Source organism: Phenylobacterium sp. (genome assembly GCF_041916435.1).
Classification (GTDB): Bacteria; Pseudomonadota; Alphaproteobacteria; order Caulobacterales; family Caulobacteraceae; genus Phenylobacterium.
Genome location: NZ_JAYRZM010000006.1, coordinates 351,330 through 374,070, shown reverse-complemented (window position 1 = coordinate 374,070; position 22,741 = coordinate 351,330). Strand labels below are relative to the sequence as shown.

General features: G+C 70.5%; 26 protein-coding genes and 1 other RNA gene. 15 read left to right on the top strand and 12 right to left on the bottom strand.

Annotation, left to right across the window (positions count from 1 at the left end):
• Positions 1-39: 39 nt before the first annotated feature.
• The 4 genes from ACE3TA_RS18695 to ssrA all read right to left on the bottom strand — a co-directional run bounded on the left by ACE3TA_RS18695 (position 40) and on the right by ssrA (position 2,307).
• The gene (locus ACE3TA_RS18695) at positions 40-864 is read right to left on the bottom strand and encodes a C13 family peptidase (RefSeq protein ID WP_374575838.1); all 825 of its coding nucleotides are present in this window, start codon (positions 862-864) and stop codon (positions 40-42) included.
• A gap of 9 nt (positions 865-873) precedes the next feature.
• Positions 874-1,344 (bottom strand): PaaI family thioesterase, encoded by a 471-nt coding sequence (locus ACE3TA_RS18690; RefSeq protein WP_374575837.1) that lies wholly within the window; start codon positions 1,342-1,344, stop codon positions 874-876.
• Positions 1,344-1,829 carry an SspB family protein gene (locus ACE3TA_RS18685; RefSeq protein ID WP_374575836.1) on the bottom strand — a complete coding sequence of 162 codons (486 nt, stop codon included), beginning with the start codon at positions 1,827-1,829 and terminating at the stop codon, positions 1,344-1,346. The genes ACE3TA_RS18690 and ACE3TA_RS18685 overlap by 1 nt, the downstream gene beginning before the upstream one ends.
• A 115-nt stretch (positions 1,830-1,944) precedes the next feature.
• Positions 1,945-2,307, bottom strand: a transfer-messenger RNA (tmRNA) gene (ssrA, locus tag ACE3TA_RS18680).
• Between the two features lie 167 nt (positions 2,308-2,474).
• On the opposite strand from ssrA, the gene ACE3TA_RS18675 reads away from it, so the two are divergent.
• Entirely contained in the window at positions 2,475-3,062 is a 588-nt protein-coding gene (locus ACE3TA_RS18675; protein ID WP_374575835.1) for a septation protein IspZ, read from the top strand.
• Positions 3,063-3,155: 93 nt separating this feature from the next.
• On the top strand, positions 3,156-3,812 hold the full coding sequence (locus ACE3TA_RS18670; protein WP_374575834.1) for an aquaporin: 657 nt from the start codon (positions 3,156-3,158) through the stop codon (positions 3,810-3,812).
• Positions 3,813-3,815: 3 nt separating this feature from the next.
• Here the strand turns inward: ACE3TA_RS18670 and ACE3TA_RS18665 are convergent, their stop codons facing one another.
• Together ACE3TA_RS18665 and ilvN are read right to left on the bottom strand one after the other, a co-directional pair.
• Positions 3,816-4,658: a hypothetical protein gene (locus ACE3TA_RS18665; RefSeq protein ID WP_374575833.1), complete on the bottom strand. Its 843-nt coding sequence runs from the start codon at positions 4,656-4,658 to the stop codon at positions 3,816-3,818.
• Between the two features lie 46 nt (positions 4,659-4,704).
• Positions 4,705-5,253, bottom strand: coding sequence for an acetolactate synthase small subunit (gene ilvN, locus ACE3TA_RS18660; RefSeq protein WP_374575832.1), 549 nt, complete (start codon positions 5,251-5,253; stop codon positions 4,705-4,707).
• Positions 5,254-5,414: 161 nt separating this feature from the next.
• Here ilvN and ACE3TA_RS18655 point away from each other — a divergent pair, with 161 nt between their 5' ends.
• From ACE3TA_RS18655 to ACE3TA_RS18640, 4 genes are all read left to right on the top strand, one after another.
• Positions 5,415-5,774: a SnoaL-like domain-containing protein gene (locus ACE3TA_RS18655; protein ID WP_374575831.1), complete on the top strand. Its 360-nt coding sequence runs from the start codon at positions 5,415-5,417 to the stop codon at positions 5,772-5,774.
• Between the two features lie 48 nt (positions 5,775-5,822).
• The gene (locus ACE3TA_RS18650) at positions 5,823-6,137 is read left to right on the top strand and encodes a DUF6665 family protein (RefSeq protein ID WP_374575830.1); all 315 of its coding nucleotides are present in this window, start codon (positions 5,823-5,825) and stop codon (positions 6,135-6,137) included.
• 78 nt (positions 6,138-6,215) lie between these two features.
• On the top strand, positions 6,216-6,737 hold the full coding sequence (locus tag ACE3TA_RS18645; protein WP_374575829.1) for a DUF1993 family protein: 522 nt from the start codon (positions 6,216-6,218) through the stop codon (positions 6,735-6,737).
• A 102-nt stretch (positions 6,738-6,839) separates the two neighbouring features.
• Positions 6,840-7,658 carry a hypothetical protein gene (locus tag ACE3TA_RS18640; protein WP_374575828.1) on the top strand — a complete coding sequence of 273 codons (819 nt, stop codon included), beginning with the start codon at positions 6,840-6,842 and terminating at the stop codon, positions 7,656-7,658.
• 7 nt (positions 7,659-7,665) lie between these two features.
• On the opposite strand, the gene ACE3TA_RS18635 is transcribed toward ACE3TA_RS18640, so the two are convergent.
• On the bottom strand, positions 7,666-9,453 hold the full coding sequence (locus tag ACE3TA_RS18635; protein ID WP_374575827.1) for an acetolactate synthase 3 large subunit: 1,788 nt from the start codon (positions 9,451-9,453) through the stop codon (positions 7,666-7,668).
• 193 nt (positions 9,454-9,646) lie between these two features.
• On the bottom strand, positions 9,647-10,567 hold the full coding sequence (miaA, locus tag ACE3TA_RS18630) for a tRNA (adenosine(37)-N6)-dimethylallyltransferase MiaA (RefSeq protein WP_374575826.1): 921 nt from the start codon (positions 10,565-10,567) through the stop codon (positions 9,647-9,649).
• On the opposite strand from miaA, the gene serB reads away from it, so the two are divergent.
• From serB to ACE3TA_RS18605, 5 genes are all read left to right on the top strand, one after another.
• The gene (serB, locus tag ACE3TA_RS18625; protein ID WP_374575825.1) at positions 10,566-11,459 is read left to right on the top strand and encodes a phosphoserine phosphatase SerB; all 894 of its coding nucleotides are present in this window, start codon (positions 10,566-10,568) and stop codon (positions 11,457-11,459) included. The genes miaA and serB overlap by 2 nt on opposite strands.
• A 49-nt stretch (positions 11,460-11,508) precedes the next feature.
• On the top strand, positions 11,509-12,165 hold the full coding sequence (locus ACE3TA_RS18620; protein WP_374575824.1) for an HAD family hydrolase: 657 nt from the start codon (positions 11,509-11,511) through the stop codon (positions 12,163-12,165).
• A 101-nt stretch (positions 12,166-12,266) separates the two neighbouring features.
• Positions 12,267-13,355, top strand: coding sequence for a ferritin-like domain-containing protein (locus tag ACE3TA_RS18615; protein ID WP_374575823.1), 1,089 nt, complete (start codon positions 12,267-12,269; stop codon positions 13,353-13,355).
• A 70-nt stretch (positions 13,356-13,425) separates the two neighbouring features.
• A complete protein-coding gene (locus ACE3TA_RS18610; RefSeq protein ID WP_374575947.1) occupies positions 13,426-14,094 on the top strand; it encodes a MerR family transcriptional regulator in 669 nt (222 codons plus the stop codon).
• Between the two features lie 101 nt (positions 14,095-14,195).
• Positions 14,196-15,419 (top strand): TetR/AcrR family transcriptional regulator, encoded by a 1,224-nt coding sequence (locus ACE3TA_RS18605; protein ID WP_374575822.1) that lies wholly within the window; start codon positions 14,196-14,198, stop codon positions 15,417-15,419.
• 13 nt (positions 15,420-15,432) lie between these two features.
• Here ACE3TA_RS18605 and ACE3TA_RS18600 read toward each other — a convergent pair whose 3' ends face one another.
• Both ACE3TA_RS18600 and ACE3TA_RS18595 read right to left on the bottom strand, forming a co-directional pair.
• Positions 15,433-16,902, bottom strand: a complete 1,470-nt coding sequence (locus ACE3TA_RS18600) for an MFS transporter (RefSeq protein WP_374575821.1) — start codon at positions 16,900-16,902, stop codon at positions 15,433-15,435.
• A gap of 256 nt (positions 16,903-17,158) precedes the next feature.
• Positions 17,159-18,148, bottom strand: coding sequence for an NAD(P)H-quinone oxidoreductase (locus tag ACE3TA_RS18595; protein ID WP_374575820.1), 990 nt, complete (start codon positions 18,146-18,148; stop codon positions 17,159-17,161).
• A gap of 82 nt (positions 18,149-18,230) precedes the next feature.
• On the opposite strand from ACE3TA_RS18595, the gene ACE3TA_RS18590 reads away from it, so the two are divergent.
• Together ACE3TA_RS18590 and ACE3TA_RS18585 are read left to right on the top strand one after the other, a co-directional pair.
• Positions 18,231-18,440 (top strand): DUF1192 domain-containing protein, encoded by a 210-nt coding sequence (locus ACE3TA_RS18590; RefSeq protein ID WP_374575819.1) that lies wholly within the window; start codon positions 18,231-18,233, stop codon positions 18,438-18,440.
• Between the two features lie 163 nt (positions 18,441-18,603).
• Positions 18,604-19,119 (top strand): DUF1465 family protein, encoded by a 516-nt coding sequence (locus tag ACE3TA_RS18585; RefSeq protein ID WP_374575818.1) that lies wholly within the window; start codon positions 18,604-18,606, stop codon positions 19,117-19,119.
• A gap of 362 nt (positions 19,120-19,481) precedes the next feature.
• Here ACE3TA_RS18585 and rpmE read toward each other — a convergent pair whose 3' ends face one another.
• On the bottom strand, positions 19,482-19,706 hold the full coding sequence (rpmE, locus tag ACE3TA_RS18580; protein ID WP_374575817.1) for a 50S ribosomal protein L31: 225 nt from the start codon (positions 19,704-19,706) through the stop codon (positions 19,482-19,484).
• 114 nt (positions 19,707-19,820) lie between these two features.
• Here rpmE and ACE3TA_RS18575 point away from each other — a divergent pair, with 114 nt between their 5' ends.
• A complete protein-coding gene (locus ACE3TA_RS18575) occupies positions 19,821-21,677 on the top strand; it encodes an ABC transporter transmembrane domain-containing protein (protein ID WP_374575816.1) in 1,857 nt (618 codons plus the stop codon).
• Positions 21,678-21,706: 29 nt separating this feature from the next.
• Complete coding sequence (locus tag ACE3TA_RS18570; RefSeq protein ID WP_374575815.1) at positions 21,707-22,261, top strand: hypothetical protein; 555 nt, start codon at positions 21,707-21,709, stop codon at positions 22,259-22,261.
• On the opposite strand, the gene ACE3TA_RS18565 is transcribed toward ACE3TA_RS18570, so the two are convergent.
• Positions 22,249-22,659 carry a DUF983 domain-containing protein gene (locus tag ACE3TA_RS18565; protein WP_374575814.1) on the bottom strand — a complete coding sequence of 137 codons (411 nt, stop codon included), beginning with the start codon at positions 22,657-22,659 and terminating at the stop codon, positions 22,249-22,251. The two genes, ACE3TA_RS18570 and ACE3TA_RS18565, sit on opposite strands and share 13 nt — an antisense overlap.
• Positions 22,660-22,741: the final 82 nt, after the last annotated feature.

The following is a 22,741-nucleotide window of genomic DNA, read 5'->3' as shown; positions in this document are numbered from 1 at the left end:
TCAGGTTGAGCGAACCGAAATCGCCGAATTCGCGCGTCGCTAGCAGGCCTTGGCGGTCGGATCGCGCGTCGCGGCGCATGCGGCGGGCGGACTCGCCCCCGAAAACGCCAGCAGCGGCAGCATGGGCCTCAGCGCCGGACCGATCCAGAGCTGCGGTTCAGAGGGCGGATGCATGCCCTCGACGATCTCGCGCTTGGCCACGCAGGCCTGCACGTCCGTGGCCAGGTCGGGGAAGTCGTCGGCCTTGGGCATGGATTGCAGGAAGCAGTCGTCGAAGAACGGATACTTGTCGGCCTCGCCGCAGCCGAACGAGGTGCGGTCCCGGCGCGCCGCGGTCAGGATCATGCGGTTGGGCTTGGCCAGGGTGGGGATGAAGACGCCCGAGAAGCAGGCCGACAGCACCACCACCGTGGGCCGGTTGGGGCAGGCGCGGTCCAGGATGGTGGCCAGCATCGACGGCGGCATCAGGCCCTGGTCCAGCACCACCCCCTGCGGGGCGCCGTGCGAGGTGAAATAGATCAGGCATCCGTCGGTCGCCTTCGACGCCAGCGTGCTGAGCGTCTGGAAGATGGCCATCGGGTCGGACTTGAGCGGTGCGTCCTTGTAGCGCTCGGGGCGCACGGAGAACTCGCGCAGGTTCGACGGCTGGAAGCCGGCCTTCTCCAGCGCCTGGCCCACGTCGCGACGGGCGTTGTCGAAGGCCTCCGAGGGCCCGCCGGAATGGGCGTGCCAGTCGCCGGCCACGACGATCGCCGCCCAGTTGGAGAAGGGGTCTTCGGCGGCCGCGGCCGGAAGGGCGAAGGCCAGCGCCAGGAAGCTCCAGAAGGCCGCGAACAGTCCGCCGATGCGTCCGATCCGGGCCACCGCCGGGGCCTACTTCTTGTAGACCTTGAAGGGCGTGGGCACCGCCGTGCCCGTGGCCTTGGCCAACAGCCGTCCTTCGGGATCGTAGAGCTCGCCCTCGGTGAAGGCGATGGTGCGGCCCCACTTGGCCACCCGCCCGATTCCCTTGATCGGCCCCGGCGCGGCGGGCCGGAAGAAGGAGGTCTTCATCTCGGCGGTGGGGGCCACGTGGGTCATGCCCGAGGCGACCATGCAGGCCACGCTCATGGCCTCGTCCAGCATGGCGCACAGGTAGCCGCCCTGGATCTGCTTCATGGGGTTGAGCAGCAACTCGGCCTTGGCGTCGAAGGCCACCTCCACCTGGCGGTCGGCCTGGCTGACCGACACGATGCGGAAGCCCAGGGTCTGCGAGCCGGTGGGCTGGTTCTTGGTGCGCAGGAAGCGTTCCAGGATCGCTTCGTCGGTCAGGGCCTCGGGCTCGGCGGCGGCCGCGTCGGTCATTATTTCTTCCGGAACTGGTCGAGGGAGACGACCTTGTCGGCCGGGTCCGTCGGAGCGGCGGCCTCGGCGGCCGGCTCGCTGGCCGGCGGGGCCTGCTCGGCGCCCGGCGCGGCCGGGGCCTCGAACTGCAGCAGGAACTGCACGCTCGGGTCGTAGAAGCGGGTCACCGCCGCATAGGGCACCGACAGCCGCTTGGGCTGGCCGCCGAACTTCAGGGTGACCGAGAAGAAGGTCTCGCCCGGCGCCAGGTCCCAGTACTGGTGCTGCAGGACGATGGTCATCTCGTCGGGGTACTTCGACAAGAGGTCGGCCGGACCGGACACGCCCGGGGCGTCGGTCTTGAAGGTGATGTAGAAATGATGCGCGCCCGGCAGGCCGCCGGGCGAGGCGGCTTTCCTCAGCGCAGCCTTCACCACGCCGCGCAGGGCCTCCTGGGCCATGGCGTCGTAGTGCATCTGATCCTGAGCCGGCGGCTCCTGGGCCATGGGATCTCCAAAACCGAACGCAACTGGTGCGAAGGTAGCGCCAACGCCGCGCCGTGCAAGGCGAACCGCACCGATCGGCGAAGATCGCTCGTTCAACGGCTAAATTGCAGGGTGAAGTGGAGGGGTTCTGTTGCCAGGCCCCCTCCGAGCCCCGCCTAGCGGTGCTAACCCACTAGGACTTTAGGTCGAAATTCGACGCGCTGCATTACGCAGCGAGGCGGACTTCTTCAGCGAAGTTATCGTTCGCATTTAGTTTAAAGCCCGGAACGGTGGGCCAAGCCGAGAGAAAGCAACACCTTTACACGTCTGTCGATGCTGATCGGCCCCGTGCTTCCCGCCGATACCCGGGAAGGATTTGGTGGAGCCGCCGGGAATCGCACCCGGGTCCAGTCCGCTTATTGCGTGCGCGTTTATCTCCATAGTCCGAGCGAACCCGGACGGTTCACATATAGGGCCGAAGGGTTAGCAATTGAAGACCCGCCGGCGGCTTGTGGGGCCCGTCCGGCGGTTCGCGAAGCGTGAACGGCGGGCCGATTTGCGCGAACCGCCGCGCGGCCTGCGTGGGCGGCCTGGGGCGCGAGGCCCTTGTCCCGCTAGGCTTTGCGCATCTTCCCCGCGCCGTTCGCGCCTCGATCCGGTCAAGACATGAAAACCTTCGCCCAAGCCGCCCGTCCGCTGTTCGCAGACTTCCTCTCCACCCTGGTCTTCGTCGTCCTGATGGCGCTGAAGGTCGACGTGCGCCTGGCCATCATGGGCGGCGTGGCCGCCGGCGCCGGGCAGGTGGCCTGGCGGCTCTACCGCCGCCAGCCGGTGGCCCTGATGCAGTGGATGAGCCTGGGCCTGGTGCTGGCCTCCGGCGCGGCGAGCTTCCTGACGCACGACCCGCGCTTCGTCATGGCCAAGCCCTCTGTGATCTACCTGATCGTCGCCGGCGGCATGATGCAGCGGGGCTGGATGCTGCGCTACGTCCCGCCCGTGGCCCAGGGCCGGGCCGACGACCTGTTCGTCGCCTTCGGCTATGTCTGGGCCGGGCTGATGGCCGTGACCGCCGTGGCCAACGCGGTGGTGGCGATCGCCTTCACGCCCCAATGGACCGCCTTCATCGCCGTGGTCCCGCTGGTCTCCAAGATCGGCCTGTTCCTGATCCAGTACGCCTTTATCCGCCTGACCATCCGGCGGCGGATGCGGGCGGCCGCGGTCGAGCCCGCCGCGCTGGCGGCGGCGGAGGCCTGAGCGCGGCGGCGTTGACCCTTCCTGCAACCTGCGCGAGCCTCGCCGCGAGCGGTCGACCGCTACGGTGAGGGCCGCATCGGGGAGGCGTCTTCCATGTCCAAGTTCATCGCCGAATTCATCGGCACCTTCGCGCTCGTCCTGTTCGGCTGCGGCGCGGCCGTCCTGGGCGGCGACCACGTCGGCCAGCTCGGCATCGCGCTGGCCTTCGGCTTCGCCATCGTCGCCATGGCCTACGGGATCGGCCCGATCTCCGGCTGCCACGTCAATCCGGCGGTCAGCCTGGCGATGTTCGTGGCCGGCCGCATGACGCCGACGCAGATGCTGATCCACTGGGCGGCCCAGTTCCTGGGCGCCCTGGCCGGCGCGGCGGTGCTGGCCGCAATCGTCGGCTCCACCGCGCACCTGGGCCAGAACGGCTGGGGGCCGGGCTACCTGGGCGAATACCCGCTGTCGGCGGCGGCGCTGTTCGAGGTGGTGATGACCGCGCTGTTCGTGATCGTCATCCTGGGCGCGACCGGCGAGGGCTCCAGCCCGGGCTTCGCGGGCCTAGCCATCGGCATCACCCTGGCGGTGATCCACATCGTCGGCATCCAGGTGACGGGCGTGTCGGTCAATCCGGCGCGCAGCTTCGGCCCGGCGGTGCTGGCCGGCGGCCAGGCGCTGTCGCAGCTCTGGCTGTTCTTCGTCGCGCCGCCGGCCGGGGCGATCATCGGCGGGCTGATCTATCGCCTGCGCCTGCTGAAGGTCTGAGGTTCAGGGCCCGGCGCCGGCGGGCGGGGCCGCGCGCAGGGCGCCGCCCTGGGCGGTCAGCGCCTGATAGGCGGACTTCTCCCGGGAGAAGTCCGCGCCGCCGGGGAAGATCACGTCGAAGCGCGGATCGTGGCCGAGGGCCGCGCCCAGCACCGCGGCCAGCACGTCGGCGGCCTGGCCCACGGCGGCCGGGTCGCAGGCCCGGTGCTCGGCGACGGCGCCCCTGGCGGTCATGAGGGTCAGGTCGTAGGCCGCCCCGTCGACGCAGACGGCGTCGGCCGCGCCGCCGCCCTCTGCCACCCGCACGAAGCGAGGCGCCTTCCACAGCGGATCGTCGGCCAGGGCCCTGAGCGGTCCCACCGCCTCGGGCGGAAGCTCGGCGTCGATCTCCACCCGGCGCTGGATCGCCGGCGCGCAGCAGGCCAGGCCCGCCCGCGCCTGGACGAAGCCCTTGCCGTCGCGGCGCAGGACCACCCGCGCCACCGCCTGGCGCACCGTGCCGGAGGGCCGCATCCAGACCTCGGCGACCAGCTCGTCGCCGTAGAGGATCTGGCTTTGCAGGGGCGGCAGGTCCCACAGGCGGTAGAGCAGCGGATCGACCCCGTTGTCGACGGCTGCGGGCGCGCCCCAGCGGTCCACGCGCCGGCCAGCCAGGGGATCGCGCGCCTCGGGCGGGGCGGGCCAGTCCTCGCTCCACCAGAGCTGCGGGTCCGGCGGCGGATATGGCCAGGGCTGCAGCTCGGCGTCCGGCGGCGAAGGCGGCGCCTGGCCCAGGGCGGGCGCGGCGGCCAGCCAGGCGGCGCAGACGGCGATGATCGGGGCGCGGCGCAGCGCAGCCTCCCTCACTAGCCCCGTTCCAGCCCGCTTCGGCCAGCCCGGCCGGGCGCGGCCCCTAGAGGGCCTCGGCGCCCCTGGTCAGGGAAAGCACGCCGGTGCGCGACAGTTCCACCAGGCCCAGCGGGCGCATCAGGTCGATGAACTTGTCGATCTTGTTCGACGCGCCGGTCAGCTCGAAGACGAAGCTCTCGTGGGTGGTGTCGATCACCTTGGCGCGGAAGATGTCGGCCACGCGCAGGGCCTCCACCCGCTCGGGGCCCGTGCTCTTGACCTTCACCAGCGCCAGCTCGCGCTCGATGCCGTTGGGATCGCGGGTCACGTCCTGCACGTGGCGGGTGGCCACCATCTTCTGAAGCTGGGCCTCGATCTGGGCCAGCACGTGAGGCGCGCCGCGGGTGACGATGGTCACCCGGCTGGTGTGCGCCCGCCGGTCGGTCTCGGCGACGGTGAGGCTTTCGATGTTGTAGCCGCGCGCGGCGAACAGGCCGACGAGGCGGTGCAGCACGCCGGGTTCGTTGTCCACCAGGATGGCGAAGGTGGCCTGGCTTTCGGCCTCGTCCTGGTGGGAGAGGTCGTAGACGGAGGCGGGCTGGGTGTCGGACATGGCGCGTCGGGCTCTTTGCGGCTTCTCGCCGGACCTCTCACATGAAGCGGCCCGCCGCAACTTTATCATCGCCCGCCGCCGCGTCCGGGACTTCGCAAAGGCGGCCCGCGGGAGGATAATACGCCGGTTGGGAGGGGCTCACGCAGATGGGTGAGGACCCGATGAACACGCAGGAAATCGCGAGCGATCTCGTCAAGCTGTGCAAGCAGGGCAAGTTCGACGAGGCCGGTGAGAGGTACTGGGCCGACGACGTGCTGAGCGTGGAGCCCATGCCGGGCGAGATGGCCCAGATGCGCGGCAAGCAGGCCGTGCGCGGCAAGGGCGAATGGTGGAGCGCCAACCACCAGATCCACAAGGTTGAGATCGACGGCCCCTATGTGAACGGCGACCAGTTCGTCGTGCACTACGCCATGGACGTCACACCCAAGGACACCGGCAAGCGCGTCCACATGGACGAAATGGGCGTCTACACCGTGCGCGACGGCAAGATCGCCGAGGAACGGTTCTTCTATAACGCCTGACCGGCCGGCGGCCTTGCCAAGCGGGCCTCGGCCGCCAAGATGAGGCCGATGTCTTCGCTGCGCATGCCCCAGAGCCTGACCAACCGTCTCGGCGTGGAGACCGGCGAGGCCGTGCTCCGTTACGAGCTGATGGAGGAGCAGGCCGCCTCGCTCGGCCGCGCCGGCAAGAAGGTGGAGGCGGCGCTCGCGGCCCTGCGCGAGCATCCGGGCGGAGAGGGGCGGGGCGAGGCCCTGCGCACGGCGGCCGACGCGGTCTGGAGCTTCCTGGTGCAGCGCGAGGCCATGGGCTTGCGCGACCGGGCCTACATCGTCGCCCACTACGGGGTGCCGCGCGAGGTGCTGAACCGCCTGGGCGGGCGCTGAGATTTCCGCCTTGGCGGGTCTGGCGCCTGGCCAAGCGCGGCCATAAGTCTGGCCTCATCAACAACTGGGAGGCGGCCGATGGCCATTTCACTCTACGACGTCAGCGTGACCTCGTTCCTGCAGGTGCTGGGCGGGGTGTCCGGGTTCCTCGAGCGCGGGCTCGCCCACTGCCAGGACAACGGGATCGACCCCGACGAGATCGTCGAGACGCGCCTGTTCCCGGACATGCTGCCGTTCCGCTTCCAGGTGATCTCGGTGGCTCACCACTCCCAGGGCGCGATCGAGGGGGTGAAGGCCGGCGTCTTCAGCCCGGGCGGAGTGGCCGATCCGTTGAACTACACCGAGCTGCAGGCCCTGATCGCCGAGACCCTGACGGCCCTGAAGGCGGTGACGCCGGAGGAGATCAACGGCTACGAAGGCCGCGACATGTTCTTCAAGTTCGGCGAGCACAGGCTGCCGTTCACGGCCGAGGGCTTCCTGATGAGCTTCTCGATGCCGAACCTGCACTTCCACGCCACCACCGCCTACGACATCCTGCGCATGAAGGGCGTGCCGCTGGGCAAGCGCGACTACATGGGCCAGCTGCGGCTGAAGATGTAGGGCGACGGTCATCGCCGAAGGCGAGTGCGGCTTCATTTTCCCTTAAGGGTGGCGAGGTGAAGTCGTGCCCGCCGCGGCGAACACCGGGGCCGGGAGCTGGGCATGATCTCGTCTGTTTCAATCGCCGGCGCGGCGCAGACGCCGGCCTCGACGTCGTCGTCGACTTCGTCCGCAACCAAGGCGGACCGGGCGGCCGAGAAGATGCGCGCCGCCAGCCAGGCGCTGGACGCCCTCAAGCAGGCCCAGACCCAGGCCAGCGCAAGCGCCAAGGCCCGCGCCAAGCAGCGGCTGGACGCGCTCAAGCAGCTTCTTCAGCGGATGCGCATGTTCGGCGCCTCGCCGCGCCAGATCGCCCAGATGGCCAAGGAGCTCGCCGCCGCCGTGAAGGACTACGCCAGCGCGGGCGGAGGCGACATGTCGGCCGGGGCCGACGCGGCCGCCCAGCCGGCGGCGGCGTCCGGCGCTTCGGCGCAGGGCGGAGACGCCCAGGCCGGAGACGCCCAGAACGCCGACGCCCAGGCCGGAGACGCCCAGAACGCCGACGCCCAGGCCAACGCCGCCGAGACCGACGCCGCCCAGCAGGACAAGACCGAGGACGAGGCCAAGGCCGACGGGAGCGCCCAGGACGGCCGGCCGCAGACCCCTTACGAGAAGGCCGCGTCCCTGGCCGGCGGCGGAACGCGCCGGTCCGGCGGCATGGACGATTCCGACCGCCAGTTCATCGCCAACGCGCGGGCCCTGGCCCAGGCGCTGAAGGCCGCCGCCGCCGAGGCCGCCAAGAAGGCCCGCAAGTCCGGCGAGACCGCCGACGCCGCCGAAGCGGCCAAGGCCGCCGACGCCGCCGAGAAGGCCGTAGGCGACGCCGAGCAGGCGATGCAGGGCGCCGCGGGCGGCATAGCCGCGGTGTCGATCAGCGTCTGAGGACGCCTCAGACCAGCCGCTTGCCGGCGTCGTCGATGATCGAGCCGAGGTCGGCTTCCTCGCCCATAATCATCTCGTTGTGCGCCTTGCCGGACGGGATCATCGGGAAGCAGTTCTCTTCCTTGGTGACCCGGCAGTCGAACAGCACCGGCTTCTTCACTGCGATCATTTCGCGGATCTTGTCGTCCAGCTCGTCCGGATGGTCGGCCCGAAGGCCCACGCAGCCGAACGCCTCGGCCATCTTCACGAAGTCGGGCAGGCTCGCCGAGTAGGAGTGCGAATAGCGCTCGCCGTGCAGCAGTTGCTGCCACTGGCGCACCATCCCCATCCACTCGTTGTTGAGGATGAAGATCTTGATCGGCAGGTCGAACTGAATGGCCGTGGCCATCTCCTGCATGGTCATCTGCACGCTGGCGTCGCCGGCGATGTCCACCACCAGGGCGTCCGGGTGGGCGATCTGCACGCCGAGCGCGGCCGGCAGGCCGTAGCCCATGGTGCCCAGCCCGCCGGAGGTCATCCAGTGGTTCGGCTCGTCGAAGTGGAAGTGCTGGGCCGCCCACATCTGGTGCTGGCCGACCTCGGTGGTGATGTAGACGTCCTTGTCCTTGGTCAGCTCGTAGAGGCGCGCGATGGCGTGCTGCGGCTTGATGAGGTTTCCGTCCTGGCGGTAACGGAACGACTGGCGGCCGCGCCAGCGGTCGATCTGCGCCCACCACTCGTCCATCGCCACCTTGTCGGTCGACAGGTCGCGCTGCTCCCAGGCGGCGATCAGGTCTTCCAGCACGCTGGCCGCATCGCCGACGATGCCGATGTCGACGCGCACGTTCTTGGAGATCGACGAGGCGTCGATGTCGATGTGGATCTTCTTCGAGCCCGGCGAGAAGGCGTCCAGCCGGCCGGTCACCCGGTCGTCGAAGCGCGCGCCGACCGCCAGCATGACGTCGCAGTCGTGCATGGCGTTGTTGGCCTCGAACGAGCCGTGCATGCCCAGCATTCCCAGCCACTGCGGGTCGGACGCGGGGAAGGCGCCCAGGCCCATCAGGGTGGAGGTGACCGGCGCGCCGGTCATCTTGGCGAGCTTGCGCAGCAGTTCGGCGGCCTTGGGCCCGGCGTTGATCACGCCGCCGCCGGTGTAGAGGATCGGCCGGCGGGCGTTGGCGAGCAGGTGCGCGGCCTCGGCGATGCGGCCCGGATCGCCCTTGGTGCGCGGGCGATAGTCGTGGGCGTGCACCACCTCGTTCGGCCCGGCGTAGGCCGCCTTGGCGAACTGCACATCCTTGGGGATGTCGATGACCACCGGGCCGGGCCGGCCGCTGGAGGCGATGTGGAAGGCCTCGTGCATGATGCGCGGCAGGTCCTCGACCGACTTGACCAGGTAGTTGTGCTTGGTGATCGAGCGGGTGATGCCGATCGTGTCGCACTCCTGGAAGGCGTCGGTGCCGATCAGGTGGGTGGCCACCTGGCCGGTGATGACGACCATCGGGATGGAGTCCATCAAGGCGTCGACGATGCCGGTGATGGCGTTGGTCGCGCCGGGGCCGGAGGTGACCAGCACCACGCCGGGCTTGCCGGTGGAGCGGGCGTAGCCCTCGGCGGCGTGGGTCGCGCCCTGCTCGTGGCGCACCAGCACGTGGCGCAGCCGCGGCTCGGAGAACAGCGCGTCGTAGATCGGAAGCACCGCGCCGCCCGGATAGCCGAAAAGCACCTCTACGCCCTGGTCGATCAGCGCGCGCACGACGATCTCGGCCCCGCTCAGGGTCTCGGTCTTCGTTTCAATGGTCTGATGGGCGGTCATGATGTTCGGCCTTGGTGGAAGGACTGTGCCGTGAGGCAATAAAAAAGGCCCTCAAGGGGCCTGGCGCAAGCGACCGTGGACGGTCTGACAAGGGGTCAGTCCGCTGCGGGTCGCCTTACGATTACGAGGAGCTCGCGCACGAGATTTCTCCGAAAAGAGTTGCTTCGGCTCATCGCATGCCGGGCCAAGCCCGTCAAGGCGCGGAGAGCGCAAGAAACTGCCTCCATTGCGCCTGCGGCTCCAGCTCGGTGATCCGCGGCCAGCCGGCCATCTGGCGCCGCGTCCAGGTCATCTGCCGCTTGGCGTAGCGGCGGGTCTCGCGCTGGGCGGCCTCCAGCGCCGCCGAAAGGCTGATCTCGCCGCGCAGATGGGCGGCGAACTCGCGCACGCCGACGGCCTTCATCAGCGGCAGGGACGGGTCCAGATCGCGCGCGGCCAGGCCCGCCACCTCGTCCAGCGCCCCGGCCTGGACCATCGCCGCCAGCCGCGCGTCGCAGCGGGCGTAGAGCGCGGCGCGGTCGGGCTCGAGCACCACGCCGCGCCAGGCGCCGGCCGCCAGGGCGGGGCCTGTGGCCGCCTGCCAGTCGGAAAGCGCCGTCTCGGTGGCGGCCAGCACCTCCCAGGCGCGCACCAGCCGCTGGCGGTCGCCGGCGGCGATGCGCCGGGCCGCGGCTGGATCGCCCCCGGCCAGGCGCGCGCGGAAGGCGTCCTCGCCCATCGCCTCGAAGTCGGCCTCGGCGGCGGCGCGCGTCTCGGCCGGGATCGCCGGGATGTCGGCCAGCCCTTCGGTGAGGGCGCGGAAGTAGAGGCCGGTGCCGCCGACCACGATCGCCGTGCGGCCGCGCGCGGCGATCGCCTCCAGCACTTCAAGGGCCGCGCGCAGCCAGCGGCCCGTGGACCAGGCGTCGGCCGCGTCGGCCACGCCGAACAGGTGGTGCGGCGCCTGGGCCTCTTCCTCGGGGCTCGGCCGGGCGGTGAGCAGGCGCAGGTCGGCGTAGAGCTGCATGGAGTCGGCGTTGACGATCTCGCCGTCCGCCTGCGCGGCCAGCCGCAGCGACAGGGCCGACTTGCCGCTTGCGGTGGGGCCGGCGATCAGCCAGATGCGGGGCTCCATGCAGATCGCCCTTACCCTCGTCAGTCCGGACGCCGGCGCCGCCGAAGCCGCCGCGCCCGCCATCGCCTCAGCGCTCGCAGGCGCGCGCGCCCGCGTCAAGGAGCCTCGCCCGCTCGGGCCCGGCGCGCTGGACCTGCTGGTCGAGGGCGAGGACGTGGCCCGCATCCGCGCGCTGGCCGAGGCGGCGCTGGAGGGCCAGGCGATCGACGTCTGCGTCCAGCCCTGGGAGGGCCGGCGCAAGCACCTGCTGGTCGCCGACATGGATTCCACCATCATCGGCTGCGAGTGCATCGACGAGCTGGCCGACTTCGCCGGCGTCAAGGCGCAGGTCTCGGCGATCACCGAGCGGGCCATGCGCGGCGAGCTGGACTTCGAGGGCGCCCTGCGCGAGCGGGTGGCCATGCTGAAGGGCCTGCCGATGGGCGACCTGCAGCGCGCCTACGACGAGCGCGTGCGGCTCAACCCCGGCGCGCGGACCATGGTGCGCACCATGGCCGCCCACGGCGCGCGCTGCGTGCTGGTGTCCGGCGGCTTCACCTTCTTCACCGGCCGCGTGGCCGAGGCCGCCGGCTTCCACGCCAACCGCGCCAACCGGCTGGGGCACACGCCCGAGGCGCTGACCGGCGTGGTGCACGAGCCGATCCTCGGGCGCGAAGCCAAGCTGGCGGCGCTGAAGGAGGAGATCGCGGCCCAGGGACTGAAGGCGTCGGACGCGCTGGCCGTCGGCGACGGCGCCAACGACCTGGCGATGATCGAGGCGGCGGGGCTGGGCGTGGCCTACCGCGCCAAGCCGATCGTCGCGGCCCAGGCCGACGCCAAGGTCGACCACGCCGACCTGACGGCGCTGCTCTACTTCCAGGGCTACAAGGCCGAGGCCTTCGTAACGGACTGAAGCGCGGCTTGAGTTCCGCTGGGCCCGCGAAATCCGTATAGACCGCGCCATGGTCCTGCCGCGTCCCGTCCGCGCCGTCGTCTTCGACATGGACGGCCTCCTCGTCGACACCGAGGCGGTCTATCGCGACGCCATGACCGAGGTGATGGGCCAGATGGGCCATCCCATGTCGATGGACGTGTTCCGCGCCATGATCGGCCTGCCCGACAACGCCCATCTGCTCACCGGCCACTACGGCGACGACTTCCCGGTCCAGGCCTTCAACAGCCGGGTGCTGGACCTGGCCGAGCAGATGATCGAGGCGGGCGTGGCGCTGAAGCCCGGCGCGGTGGAACTGCTCGATCATCTGGACGATCTGAAGCTGCCGCGGGCCATCGCCACCTCGTCGAGCCGCCGGGCGGTGGATTCGCACCTGCGGGCCAGCGGCGTGATCCCGCGCTTCCACGCGATCGTGGCCAAGGGCGACTATGCGCGGGGCAAGCCGGCGCCGGACCCCTACCTGCTGGCCGCCGAGCGGCTGGGGGTGGACCCGGTCCTGTGCCTGGCCCTGGAGGATTCCCACAACGGCGTCCGCTCGGCCTCGTCCGCCGGCATGATGACGGTGATGGTGCCCGACCTCCTGGCCGCCACCGAGGAGATGCACGGCCTGTGCGTGCGCGTCGCCGGCGACCTGCACGAGGTCCGGACGCTGCTGGAAGACGCCTGAGGGCGGCCGGCTAAAACGCGTAGTCAGACTACGCATTCTGTGGCTTCATGCTCCCGCGCGGGCGTCAGACCCGTGGAGGAAACGACTTCGGGAGCCATCGCATGACCGCGATCCGGGATATCTACGCCATTCCGCCCACCGAGACGCATTGGGCGGTTCCGCAGAACTACGACGTCCTGTTCAACTGGGACTACGACGAGGGCCGGGCGGCCATGATGGGTCTCTACCGCAAGGGGGTGGAGATGCAGTGGGACGCCGAGAGCCGCATCGACTGGTCGCAGGAGATCGACGAGGACAATCCCCAGCAGCTTCCCGAGGCCATGCTGCCGATCTCCGGCATGGACCAGTACGAGAAGATGTCGCGCCAGGAGAAGGCCAAGGTGCGCCGCCACTTCCAGGCCTGGAACCTCAGCCAGTTCATGCAGGGCGAGCAGGGCGCGCTGATCTGCGCGGCCAAGATCGTCACCCAGGTGCCGGACGCCGATTCCAAGTTCTACGCCTCGACCCAGGTGATCGACGAGGCGCGGCACGTGGAGACCTACAACCGCCTGCTGCAGAAGTTCGAGGTCGCCTATCCGATGACCGCGCCGCTGCGCGAGCTGATCGACCAGGTGCTGCGCGACAGCCGCTGGGACATGACCTACCTCGGCATGCAGGTGGTGATCGAGGGGCTGGCCCTGGCCGCCTTCCAGCAGATCCGCGACCACGCTCAGAACCCGCTGGCCGCGGCGGTGAACGCCTATGTCATGCAGGACGAGAGCCGCCACGTGGCCTTCGGCCGGCTGGCGCTGCGCGACTACTATCCGCACCTGACCCAGAAGGAGCGGGATGAGCGCGAGGAGTTCCTGCTGGAGGCCTGCTACCTGATGCGCGACCGCTTCGACGCGGTGGAGGTGTGGCGGAACCTCGGGCTGGACCCGGCCAAGTGCGCCGAGCACATGTACGATTCCGGCTTCATGCAGATGTTCCGCTCGTCGCTGTTCACGCGCATCGTGCCGATCGTCAAGGACATCGGCCTGTGGGGCGAGACCATCCGCAAGGGCTACGGTGAGATGGGCATCCTCGGCTTCGCCGACACCGACGTGCAGGCGCTGCAGGAGTCCGACGAGACCATCGCCAAGGAGTTCGACGCGCGGCGGGCCTATGTGCAGAGCGTGGTCGACAGGGCCAAGGCGGCGGAGCCGGCCTGAGCGCGGGCCCGTCGGCAGGGCGGAGGCTTGACCCCGGTCGGGACCTCCGCCAAGCCTCGCCCCCGTGAAGATGCAGGAGCTAGAGGCGAGGAGCGGCGTCGGTCGCGAGACCATCCGCTACTACATCCGGCTGGGGCTGTTGCCGGAGCCGGAGCGGCCCAAGCCCAACGTGGCGGTCTATGGCGACGAGCATGTGCGCCGCCTGGCCACCATCAAGCGGCTGCAGGCCGAGCGCTACCTGCCGCTGGCCTTCATCAAGACCCTGCTGGACCGGCCGAGCCACGGCGAGGTGGCGGGCATTCCCGGCCTCGACGACACCCTGACGGCGGGCCTGGCCCCCGGCGGGCCGACGCCGCTCGCCGCCGCCGCCCGCGAGACCGGCGTCACCGAGGCCGAGATCCAGACCATGGCCGGCGACAAGGTGATCTTCATCGAGGACGGGGCGCTGTCGGCCGCCGACATGGCGGTGGTGCGCGCCTGGGGCCGGGCCAAGGCGGCGGGCTTCAATCCCGACAACGGCTTCTACGCCGAGGATGTGGGCGTCTACGCCGAGACCCTCTGGCCGATGACCGCCCGCGAGATCGAGCGCTTCTTCACCCGCGTGCCGGGGGCCTTCGCCACGCCGGAGGCCGCGACCCTGGCCCAGGCGGGGGTGGAGATCATCAACGGCCTGATCACGGCCATGCGCACCAACTACCTGCTGCGCCGGGTCGCCGAACTGAACGCCCGCGAGCCCTAGGACCGTACCGCTTTTACGAATGGGCGGCGATTTGATAGACAGGACGCCGCGCGGCCTTTCCGCCAATTCCCTTCCGCCGCGCCGAGGAGCGTCCCGGGCTTATGGCCGACCGTAACGCCGCGAGGTCCACGGCCCGCTTCGAACGCAAGCGCGAGGCCATACTGGACGCGGCCACCGCCATCCTGAACCGCCAGGGCGTCAAGGGCCTGACGCTCGCCACCGCGGCGGCGGCCGTGGGCCTGTCGACCACCAGCGTCACCTACTACTTCAAGCGCAAGGACGAGCTGGCCGCCGCCTGCCTGATGCGCGGGGTGGACGGCCTGGCCGCGATCGCCGGGCAGGCGCTGGCCGAGTCGACGCCGGAGCGGCGGCTGCACCGCCTCCTGGACCTGCATCTGGAGCGCCTGCGCCTGACCGCCGTGGGCGAGGCGCCGGCGCCGCCGAGCCTGGCCGACATCCGCGCGCTCAACGAGCCGCAGCGCACCGAGGTGATGGCCGCCTTCATGGAGGTGTTCCGCAAGGCGCGCAGCCTGTTCGAGGCCCCCGAGCTTGACTGGATGTCGCGCGGGCGGGCGACGGCGCGCACGCACATGTTGCTGGAGCAGCTCTTCTGGGCGGCGGCCTGGCTGCCGAAGTACGACCCGGAGGACTATCCGCGCATCCGCGAGCGGATGTTCGACGTGCTGATGCACGGCATCGCCGGCCCCGGGCGCGCCTGGACGCCGCAGCCCTTGCCGGACCTGCCGCTGCAGGATCCGTCCGCGGCGTCGCGCGAGACCTTCCTGCTGGCCGCCACGCGGCTGATCAACCGGCGCGGCTATCGCGGCGCCTCGGTGGAGCTGATCTCGGCCGAGCTCAACGTCACCAAGGGCAGCTTCTATCACCACCACGAGGCCAAGGACGATCTGGTGGTGGCCTGCTTCGACCGCACCTTCGAGGTGATGCGCCAGGTCCAGCGCCTGGCCATGGCGCTGCCGGCCGACCACTGGACGCGGCTGATCACCGCCGCCGCCGCCCTCACCGAATACCAGCTCTCCAGCCACGGCCCGCTGCTGCGCGCCTCGGCGCTCAGCGCCCTGCCCGAGGCGATCCGCGAGGAGATGGTGCAGCGCTCCACGCGGGTGTCGGACCGCTTCGCCTCGATGATCTCCGACGGGGTGGCCGAGGGCTCGATCCGCCCGGTCGATCCCTTCATCGCCGCCCAGATGCTGAACGCCACGCTCAACGCCGGCGCCGAGCTGCGCTTCTGGATTCCGGATCTCAGCCAGAAGGGCGCGCCGGCGGTTTTCGTGCGGCCGCTCCTGATGGGGATTTTCGAGCGCTAGGGCGCCCCGTCTCCTAGGCCGCCGTGTCCGGCGAAGCCTGCTCCTCGACCCGGTCGGCGGCGGCCGCCAGCTTGCGCAGCGAATCCTCGTGGCTCTGGCGGGTGATGCGGTAGCCCAGCAGGAACAGGATCGCGACGATGTAAAGCCCGCCCAGCACCGGCACGTAGACCAGGCCCAGGTTGCGCACGACCTCGGCGCTGACGGTGCTCGGGTCGGCGTTGCGCGGGAAGCCGACGGCCAGGAGGATCAGGCTGGCGGTGAAGATGCCGACGCCCGAGACCGCCTTGTTGACGAACGCCGCGGCCGAGAAGAACAGCCCCTCCGAGCGCCGGCCGGTGCGCAGTTCGGAATCCTCGACCACGTCGGCGATCATCGAGCTCAGCAGGATGGCCGACATGATCGACAGGGCCGTCGACACGATGGTCTGGGCGAACAGGATCGGCACCACGGCCGGGTGGCCGTTGGGCGGGAAGGCGCCGATCAGGCGCAGGACGATCGGCGCGGAACCGATCACGAAGGCCGAGATCTTCAGGGCGATCGCCGCCGGCTTCTTGCCGAAGCGCTTGCCGAGCGGCGCGGCGAAGATGAAGGCCAGGGCCGCCGAGCCGAAGTTGCCCAGGACGAACAGCGAGATCTGCTTGGCGCTGAGCTGCCAGAAGTAGGTGTTCAGGTAGAGGTTCAGCGACAGCACCAGGCCCGCCGCCATGGCGGTGAACAGGGCCGACATCAGGATCGTCAGGAACGACTTGTGCGCCAGGGTCGCGGCCATCTCGCCCAGGAACTGGCGCGCGGTGAGCTTGCGGTGCGGCGGCTCGCGCAGGTTGGGGATCTCCCGGTGCGTGCCGATCGCCGAGACCAGGATGGCCGTCAGCATCACCAGGGCCGCGGCCAGGCCGTAGTGCGAGTAGCCGGCCGGATTGAGCTGGCCGACCTTGTGCGCCGCATCGGGCTTCAGGAAGATCTGGAAGGCCGCCAGCGTCATGGTCAGCCCGCCGACCCAGCCGAAGAAGTAGCGGTAGCTGAGCACCGTGGTGCGCTCGTCGTATTCGGTGGTCAGCTCCGCGGCCATGGCGGTGCTGGGAATCTCATAGAGGGTGATGAAGCTGCGGATCATGACCGCCGTGACGATCAGGTAGAAAAACAGCGCCTGGTGCGACCAGGCCGGCGGGTTCCAGATCAAGAGGTACGACAGCGTCACGGGCAGGGCCGCGGCGTACATGAACGGATGTCGCCGGCCCCAGCGCGAGCGCCAGTTGTCGGAAAGCTGGCCGACGATCGGGTCCAGGAAGGCGTCGAACACCAGGGCGATCATGATCGCTAGGCCCACCACCTCGGACGACAGGCCCACCACCTGATTGTAGAAGATCAGCAGCAGGTAGCTGAAGCCCTGGTCCTTCACCCCGAAGGCGACCGAGCCGAAGCCGTAGAACAGCTTGGTGGACTGGCGCAGGCCGCCCTTGGCGGGCGTGGCGGCTGTGGTCATGGGCGGCGGTGCTCCTGGACAAGGCGGCTGACGGCGGCGCGGCCGCCTGGCCTTGGCCGGGATTGCGCCACAACTTCGAACGCCGGGTATGAACCTGAAAGAATGGGTTTGACGAGCCTGGGCGAAAGGGTGCGGGCGAACCCTGGGTGAGCCGGCCAGGCCCGTCAACGGTTATGATCTTACGGTTTTGACATGAACCATGCCGCCGGCGCGACGGCTTCGTGCATAGGTTCGAATGGTCGGTAGGCTTCCCGTCCTAGTCGACGGTCAGCACCACCTTGCCCACGTGGGCGCCGCTCTCCAGGAAGGCGTGGGCCTCGGCGGCCTTTTCCAGGGGGAAGGTCCGGTCCACCTTCTGGCGCACCTTGCCCGCGGCGATCCACGGCCAGACCACCCGCTCCACCTCGCCGGCCAGGCGGGCCTTCTCGTCGGCGTCGCGCGGGCGCAGCGTCGAGCCGGTGATCACCGCCCGCTTCTGCATCAGGCGCATGATGTTGAAGCTCACGTCGCCGCCGGCCTGGGCGGCGATGTGCACCAGCCGCCCGCCGGTCTTCAGGGCGTCCAGGTTCTTCGGGAAGTAGTTGCCGCCCACCATGTCCAGGATCACGTCGCAGCCGCCGGCGGCCTTGGCGACCTCGGCGAAGTCCTCGGCGGTGGCGTCCACGGCGATGTCCGCGCCCAGGGCCTTGGCCGCGGCGGCCTTGTCGGCGCCGCGGGCGGTGGCGATCACCCGCGCCCCGGCCGCCTTGGCCATCTGGATGGTGGTGACGCCGATGCCGCTGGTGGCGCCGTGGATCATCAGGGTTTCGCCGGCCTTCAGGCCGCCGTGCTCGAAGACGTTGGCGTAGACCGTGAAGACGGTCTCGGGCAGGCCCGCGGCTTCCGTGAAGTCCAGGCCGTCCGGGATCGGCAGGGCGTGGCGCGCGTCGCACACGGCGTATTCGGCGTAGCCGCCCCCGCCCAGGAGCGCGCAGACCTTGTCGCCGACCTTCCAGCGGCCCGCGCCCTCGGCGACCTCGCCGGCCACCTCCAGGCCCAGGGTGGCGGGCGCGCCGGGCGGCGGCGGATAGAAACCCAGGCGCTGGATGATGTCGGGCCGGTTCACCCCGGCGGCCTTCACCCTGATCAGGATCTGGTCGGGGCCCGGCTTGGGCCGGGGCAGGATCGCCGGATGCAGGGCCGAGGCCGGGCCCTTGCCGCCCTCCACCGCGATGGCGGTCATGGTCTCGTCGGTCGATTGGCTCATGGTGTGGCCTTCCTGGTCTTGCGCGGCGCCGGGGATGCGGCTTGGATAACGCCGGATGTGGCGGCGGCAAGGGGACTTCGCCATGGTTGACGAGCCGGCGGACGTGCGGATCGGTCGCGGCCAGCGCCTGGTCGAGGCGACGCGCGAGGATCTGGAGCTCTATGGCGTGGCCGAACTGGAGGAGCGCATCGCCCTGCTCGAGGGCGAGATCGCCCGGGCCCGCGCGCAGATCCAGAAGAAGCAGGCGGGCCGCGCGGCGGCCGACGCCCTGTTCGGCAGGAAGGCGGACTGAGCGGGGCGCGCGGGCAGCGCCGCCGCCCGGACGCGGGGCGCCCGGATTGGGAAGGTCTTAACTAGACGTTGGCGGGCGGTGTGGCACAACCGTTGCAGACCGTCGCTTTTCGGGGCGGGCAGTCTGTCCGCCGAGTACACAACGAGGGGCTGAAGGAAGCCAAATGAGCGATTTCAAGGCGCCGGATCGGCCCTGGCGCGCCGACGTGATCCAGGATTTCGCCCGGTCGGAACTCTTTGACCGGACGTTCCAGGAGGGCATGAGCCTGGTGGAGGAGACCGCCGGCTATCTGGATGGCTCCGGGCGCCAGGAATCCAAGCTCCTGTCCCGCAACGCCGCCCTGGCCTACGCCGCCGAGAGCATGCGCCTGACCACCCGCCTGATGCAGGTGGCCTCCTGGCTCCTGGTGCAGCGCGCGGTGCGCGAGGGCGACATGGCCCCCGAGGCCGCCTGCGACGATCGCTACCGCCTGGCCGCCGAGGACGTCTGCCGCCCGCAGTCGCCCGAGGCCCTGGACGGCCTGCCGGGCAATCTCCTGGCGCTGCTGGACCGTTCCGAGCGCCTCTACGAGCGGGTGCGCCACCTGGACAAGCGCATGTACGCCGAGGAGGCCGAGACAGAGGTCCCCAACGCCGTGCTCACCCAGTTCGACCGCCTGCGCACGGCCTTCGGCGGCTGAGCCGCCTCTTCACCGAAACACCGGAAAACGCCCTCCGCTTCGCGGGGGGCGTTTTTCGTTGGGGTGGCTCCCCGGACTTGTGAAGCGGGGTCAAGATGCTCCCCCTCTGGGGGAGCTGCCGGCGGAGCCGGCTGAGGGGGACTTTGAGTCGGCGGCCGGCCGCTCGCACTCGCCACAAGCCCGGCGCTCCGGATCGCTCAGCAGGTGGGACGAGTCATGGTCCCCCTCAGGCCCTCCGGGCCAGCTCCCCCAGAGGGGGAGCATCTTGGCGGCCGGGACGAACCCTCAAACGCGAGAAAGCCGGCGCGCGTCTCCGCGGCCGGCTCGCCAGCGTGCGATTCCGGGGCGGGGCCCCGAGCGCCTTACTTGCGGGTGAAGGCGCCGAACTTGGCGTTGAAGCGCGACACGCGGCCGCCGCGGTCCAGCAGCGTCTGGTTGCCGCCGGTCCAGGCCGGGTGGGTCTTCGGGTCGATGTCCAGGTGCAGCGTCGCGCCTTCGGCCCCGTAGGTGGAACGGGTCTGATAGGTGGTGCCGTCCGTCATCACCACGGTGATGAAGTGATAGTCCGGATGGGTGTCTTGTTTCATCGCGCGCAACCGACGTAAAGGAGCATCCAAAGCGTACGGTCCCGCCAAAGCGGTTCCGCAGGAAGCCCGCGCCTATACAGGACAAGGCGGGTCCAAGGCAAGGACGCATAATCGATGAGTGAAGAAGCGGCCGCGATTCCGGTGGACGGGCGGCCGAGCGCCGGCGCCGAATTGGCCCAGAGCATCAGCGAGGCGGCGGGGCGGCGCGGGCGTAGTCGGAACATCGGGGCGTTGAGGCGGCTGTGGCCGTTCATGACTCACCACAAGGCCGACGTGGCCGCCGCCGGCGTCTTCCTGGTCACCGCCACCGCCTCCACCCTGGGCCTGTCGGGCGCGCTGCGGCTGCTGGTGGACAACCTCACCAAGATCCGCGCCGGCGGCGGTTCGCCCGAGGCGGTGGACCCCTGGTTCCTGTTGCTGGGCGGCCTGGCCCTGGTGCTCGCGGCCTCCTCGGCGCTGCGCTACTTCTTCGTCACCAAGCTCGGCGAGCGGGTGGTCGCCGACCTGCGCAAGGCCGTCTACGCCCACATCCTGACCCTGGACCCGGCCTTCTTCCTGACCGTGCGCACCGGCGAGGTGCTCTCCCGGCTGACCACCGACATCCAGATCGTCGAGAGCCTGATGTCGACCTCGATCTCGGTGGCCCTGCGCAACCTTCTGATGCTGATCGGCGCGCTGATCATGCTGGTGTGGGTCAGCCCGCACCTGACCGGCCTGGTGCTGCTGATCTTTCCGGTGGTGCTGGCGCCGCTCTTCCTGTTCGGGCGGCGGGTGCGCAAGCTCACCGCCTCCACCCAGGACCAGTTCGCCGCCGCCGTCGGCCACGCCGGCGAGACCCTGGACGCGCTGGAGACCGTGCAGGCCTTCGGCCGCGAGCGGGCCGCCGCCGAGGTGTTCGGCGGGGCGGTGGAGACGGCCTTCGCCACCTCGCTGCGGCGCATGACCGCCCGGGCCGCCATGACCGCGGCGGTGATCGGCCTGGTGTTCGGCGGGATCGTCGCGATCTTCTGGCTGGGCGTGCACGCCGGCCTGCGCGGGTCGCTGTCCTGGGGCGCGCTGTTCCAGTTCGCCTTCCTGGCGGTGATGGCCGCCGGCTCGGTGGGCGCCCTCGGCGAGACCTGGGGCGACGTGCAGAAGGCGGCCGGCGCCATGGAGCGCATCTCCTCGCTTCTGGACGCCAAGCCAAGCATCGCCGCGCCGGCCCAGCCCAAGGCGCTGCCGCAGCCGGCGCGAGGGTCGATCAGCTTCGCCGACGTCACCTTCGCCTATCCGGCCCGGCCGGACCTGCCGGCGCTGAACGGCTTTTCCCTGTCGGTCTCGCCGGGCGAGCGGGTGGCCCTGGTCGGCCCCTCCGGCGCGGGCAAGAGCACGGTCTTCCGCCTGCTGCTGCGCTTCTTCGATCCCCAGGCCGGCGCGGTGCTGGTGGACGGGGTGGACCTGCGCGAGGCCGATCCGGCCGAGGTGCGCGCGCGCATGGCGCTGGTGGCCCAGGACGCGCCGCTGTTCTCCGGTTCGGCCGTCGACAACATCCGCTTCGGCCGCGCGGACGCCGACCTGGAGGCCGTGCGCGCCGCCGCGCGCGCCGCCCAGGCCGAGGGCTTCGTCGAGGCGCTGCCGCAGGGCTTCGACACCCCCGTGGGCGAGCGCGCCCGCAGCCTGTCCGGCGGCCAACGCCAGCGGCTGGCCATCGCCCGCGCCCTGGTTCGCCAGGCGCCGATCCTGCTGCTCGACGAGGCCACCAGCGCCCTGGACGCGGAGAACGAGCAGCTCGTGCAGCGGGCGCTGGACGAGGCCATGAGCGGGCGCACGACCCTGGTCATCGCCCACCGCCTGGCGACCGTGCTCAAGGCCGACCGCATCGTGGTGATGGACCAGGGCCGGGTGGTGGAGCAGGGCGCCCACGCCCAGCTCGTCGCCAAGAACGGGCTCTACGCGCGCCTGGCGGCCCTGCAGTTCGGCGAGGCGGCCTAGGGCCGGCCGGCGCCGCGGGGGAGGGGGCGGTGGCGCGGGTGCATATCGTCGGCGCGTCGGCCTCGGGCACGACCACCCTGGGCGCGGCGCTCGCCGCCCGCCTCGGCGGCGCGCACCTGGACACCGACGCCTACTTCTGGGAGCAGACCGATCCGCCGTTCACGACGCGGCGGCCGCCCGAGGCGCGCGTCGCCATGATGGCCGCGGACATGGAGGGGCGGGAGCACTGGGTGGTGTCCGGCTCGATGATGGGCTGGGGCGACGTGTTCGTCCCGAGCTTCGATCTGGCGGTCTTCCTCTACGTGCCGCCGCAGGTGCGCATCGCCCGGCTCCTGGAGCGCGAGCGCCAGCGCTACGGCGCCGAGATCGAGCCGGGCGGGCGGATGCACGAGGCCCACCTGGAGTTCGTCGAGTGGGCGCGCAGCTACGACCGGCCGGGCTTCGGCGGCCGCAGCCTGCAGCGGCAACGCGCTTGGCTGGAGACCCTGCCGTGCCCGGTCCTGGAGATCTCGGACGCCCCGCGCCCCGAGGAGAGCCTCGCCCGCGTGCTCGCCGCCCTGCCGGCCATCGTCTACCAGCGGTAGCCCTTGGGCGGCTCGCCATGGACGCCCAGGCTTTCCCATTGGCCCTCGCCGGCCTTGTGCACGAACTGCTCGGCGATCAGCCAGGCCTTCACCGGCCTAAGGCACGCCAGGCAGCCGCCCACCAGGGCCGGCGTCACCACGGCGAACTGCGCCCAGATCGGCGGGCGCGCGATCACCGCCCAGATCGCCCAGAGCGCGATGACCAGGATGCCCACCCCGCTCATCACGAAGAAGGCCGGCCCGTCCGCCGGCTCGGCGAAGCCGAAATCCAGCCCGCACGCCTCGCAATGGTCGGCGACCGTCAGGAAGCGGCTGAAGACGCGCCCCTCGCCGCAACGGGGGCAACGGCAGCGCAGACCGGCCACGAGGCTGGAGGGCGCGTTGGGATATTGGGTCATCGGACAACCTTCCCATACAATCGGCCTTGAGAGCCATACAATATACGTATAATGTATGGATTCATGTCAGGGAGGGCAAGCC

What these genes read in the sequence shown, in the direction of transcription:
- ACE3TA_RS18635 (WP_374575827.1), bottom strand. Translation starts at nt 9,453, where the DNA reads ATGACCGCCCATCAGACCATTGAAACGAAGACCGAGACCCTGAGCGGG.
- ACE3TA_RS18670 (WP_374575834.1), top strand. Translation starts at nt 3,156, where the DNA reads ATGTCCAAGTTCATCGCCGAATTCATCGGCACCTTCGCGCTCGTCCTG.
- ACE3TA_RS18575 (WP_374575816.1), top strand. Translation starts at nt 19,821, where the DNA reads ATGAGTGAAGAAGCGGCCGCGATTCCGGTGGACGGGCGGCCGAGCGCC.
- ACE3TA_RS18620 (WP_374575824.1), top strand. Translation starts at nt 11,509, where the DNA reads ATGGTCCTGCCGCGTCCCGTCCGCGCCGTCGTCTTCGACATGGACGGC.
- ilvN (WP_374575832.1), bottom strand. Translation starts at nt 5,253, where the DNA reads ATGTCCGACACCCAGCCCGCCTCCGTCTACGACCTCTCCCACCAGGAC.
- ACE3TA_RS18650 (WP_374575830.1), top strand. Translation starts at nt 5,823, where the DNA reads ATGTCTTCGCTGCGCATGCCCCAGAGCCTGACCAACCGTCTCGGCGTG.
- ACE3TA_RS18600 (WP_374575821.1), bottom strand. Translation starts at nt 16,902, where the DNA reads ATGACCACAGCCGCCACGCCCGCCAAGGGCGGCCTGCGCCAGTCCACC.
- ACE3TA_RS18615 (WP_374575823.1), top strand. Translation starts at nt 12,267, where the DNA reads ATGACCGCGATCCGGGATATCTACGCCATTCCGCCCACCGAGACGCAT.
- ACE3TA_RS18685 (WP_374575836.1), bottom strand. Translation starts at nt 1,829, where the DNA reads ATGGCCCAGGAGCCGCCGGCTCAGGATCAGATGCACTACGACGCCATG.
- ACE3TA_RS18690 (WP_374575837.1), bottom strand. Translation starts at nt 1,344, where the DNA reads ATGACCGACGCGGCCGCCGCCGAGCCCGAGGCCCTGACCGACGAAGCG.
- ACE3TA_RS18605 (WP_374575822.1), top strand. Translation starts at nt 14,196, where the DNA reads ATGGCCGACCGTAACGCCGCGAGGTCCACGGCCCGCTTCGAACGCAAG.
- ACE3TA_RS18565 (WP_374575814.1), bottom strand. Translation starts at nt 22,659, where the DNA reads ATGACCCAATATCCCAACGCGCCCTCCAGCCTCGTGGCCGGTCTGCGC.
- serB (WP_374575825.1), top strand. Translation starts at nt 10,566, where the DNA reads ATGCAGATCGCCCTTACCCTCGTCAGTCCGGACGCCGGCGCCGCCGAA.
- ACE3TA_RS18590 (WP_374575819.1), top strand. Translation starts at nt 18,231, where the DNA reads ATGGTTGACGAGCCGGCGGACGTGCGGATCGGTCGCGGCCAGCGCCTG.
- ACE3TA_RS18645 (WP_374575829.1), top strand. Translation starts at nt 6,216, where the DNA reads ATGGCCATTTCACTCTACGACGTCAGCGTGACCTCGTTCCTGCAGGTG.
- ACE3TA_RS18595 (WP_374575820.1), bottom strand. Translation starts at nt 18,148, where the DNA reads ATGAGCCAATCGACCGACGAGACCATGACCGCCATCGCGGTGGAGGGC.
- miaA (WP_374575826.1), bottom strand. Translation starts at nt 10,567, where the DNA reads ATGGAGCCCCGCATCTGGCTGATCGCCGGCCCCACCGCAAGCGGCAAG.
- ACE3TA_RS18675 (WP_374575835.1), top strand. Translation starts at nt 2,475, where the DNA reads ATGAAAACCTTCGCCCAAGCCGCCCGTCCGCTGTTCGCAGACTTCCTC.
- ACE3TA_RS18610 (WP_374575947.1), top strand. Translation starts at nt 13,426, where the DNA reads ATGCAGGAGCTAGAGGCGAGGAGCGGCGTCGGTCGCGAGACCATCCGC.
- ACE3TA_RS18655 (WP_374575831.1), top strand. Translation starts at nt 5,415, where the DNA reads ATGAACACGCAGGAAATCGCGAGCGATCTCGTCAAGCTGTGCAAGCAG.
- ACE3TA_RS18585 (WP_374575818.1), top strand. Translation starts at nt 18,604, where the DNA reads ATGAGCGATTTCAAGGCGCCGGATCGGCCCTGGCGCGCCGACGTGATC.
- rpmE (WP_374575817.1), bottom strand. Translation starts at nt 19,706, where the DNA reads ATGAAACAAGACACCCATCCGGACTATCACTTCATCACCGTGGTGATG.
- ACE3TA_RS18640 (WP_374575828.1), top strand. Translation starts at nt 6,840, where the DNA reads ATGATCTCGTCTGTTTCAATCGCCGGCGCGGCGCAGACGCCGGCCTCG.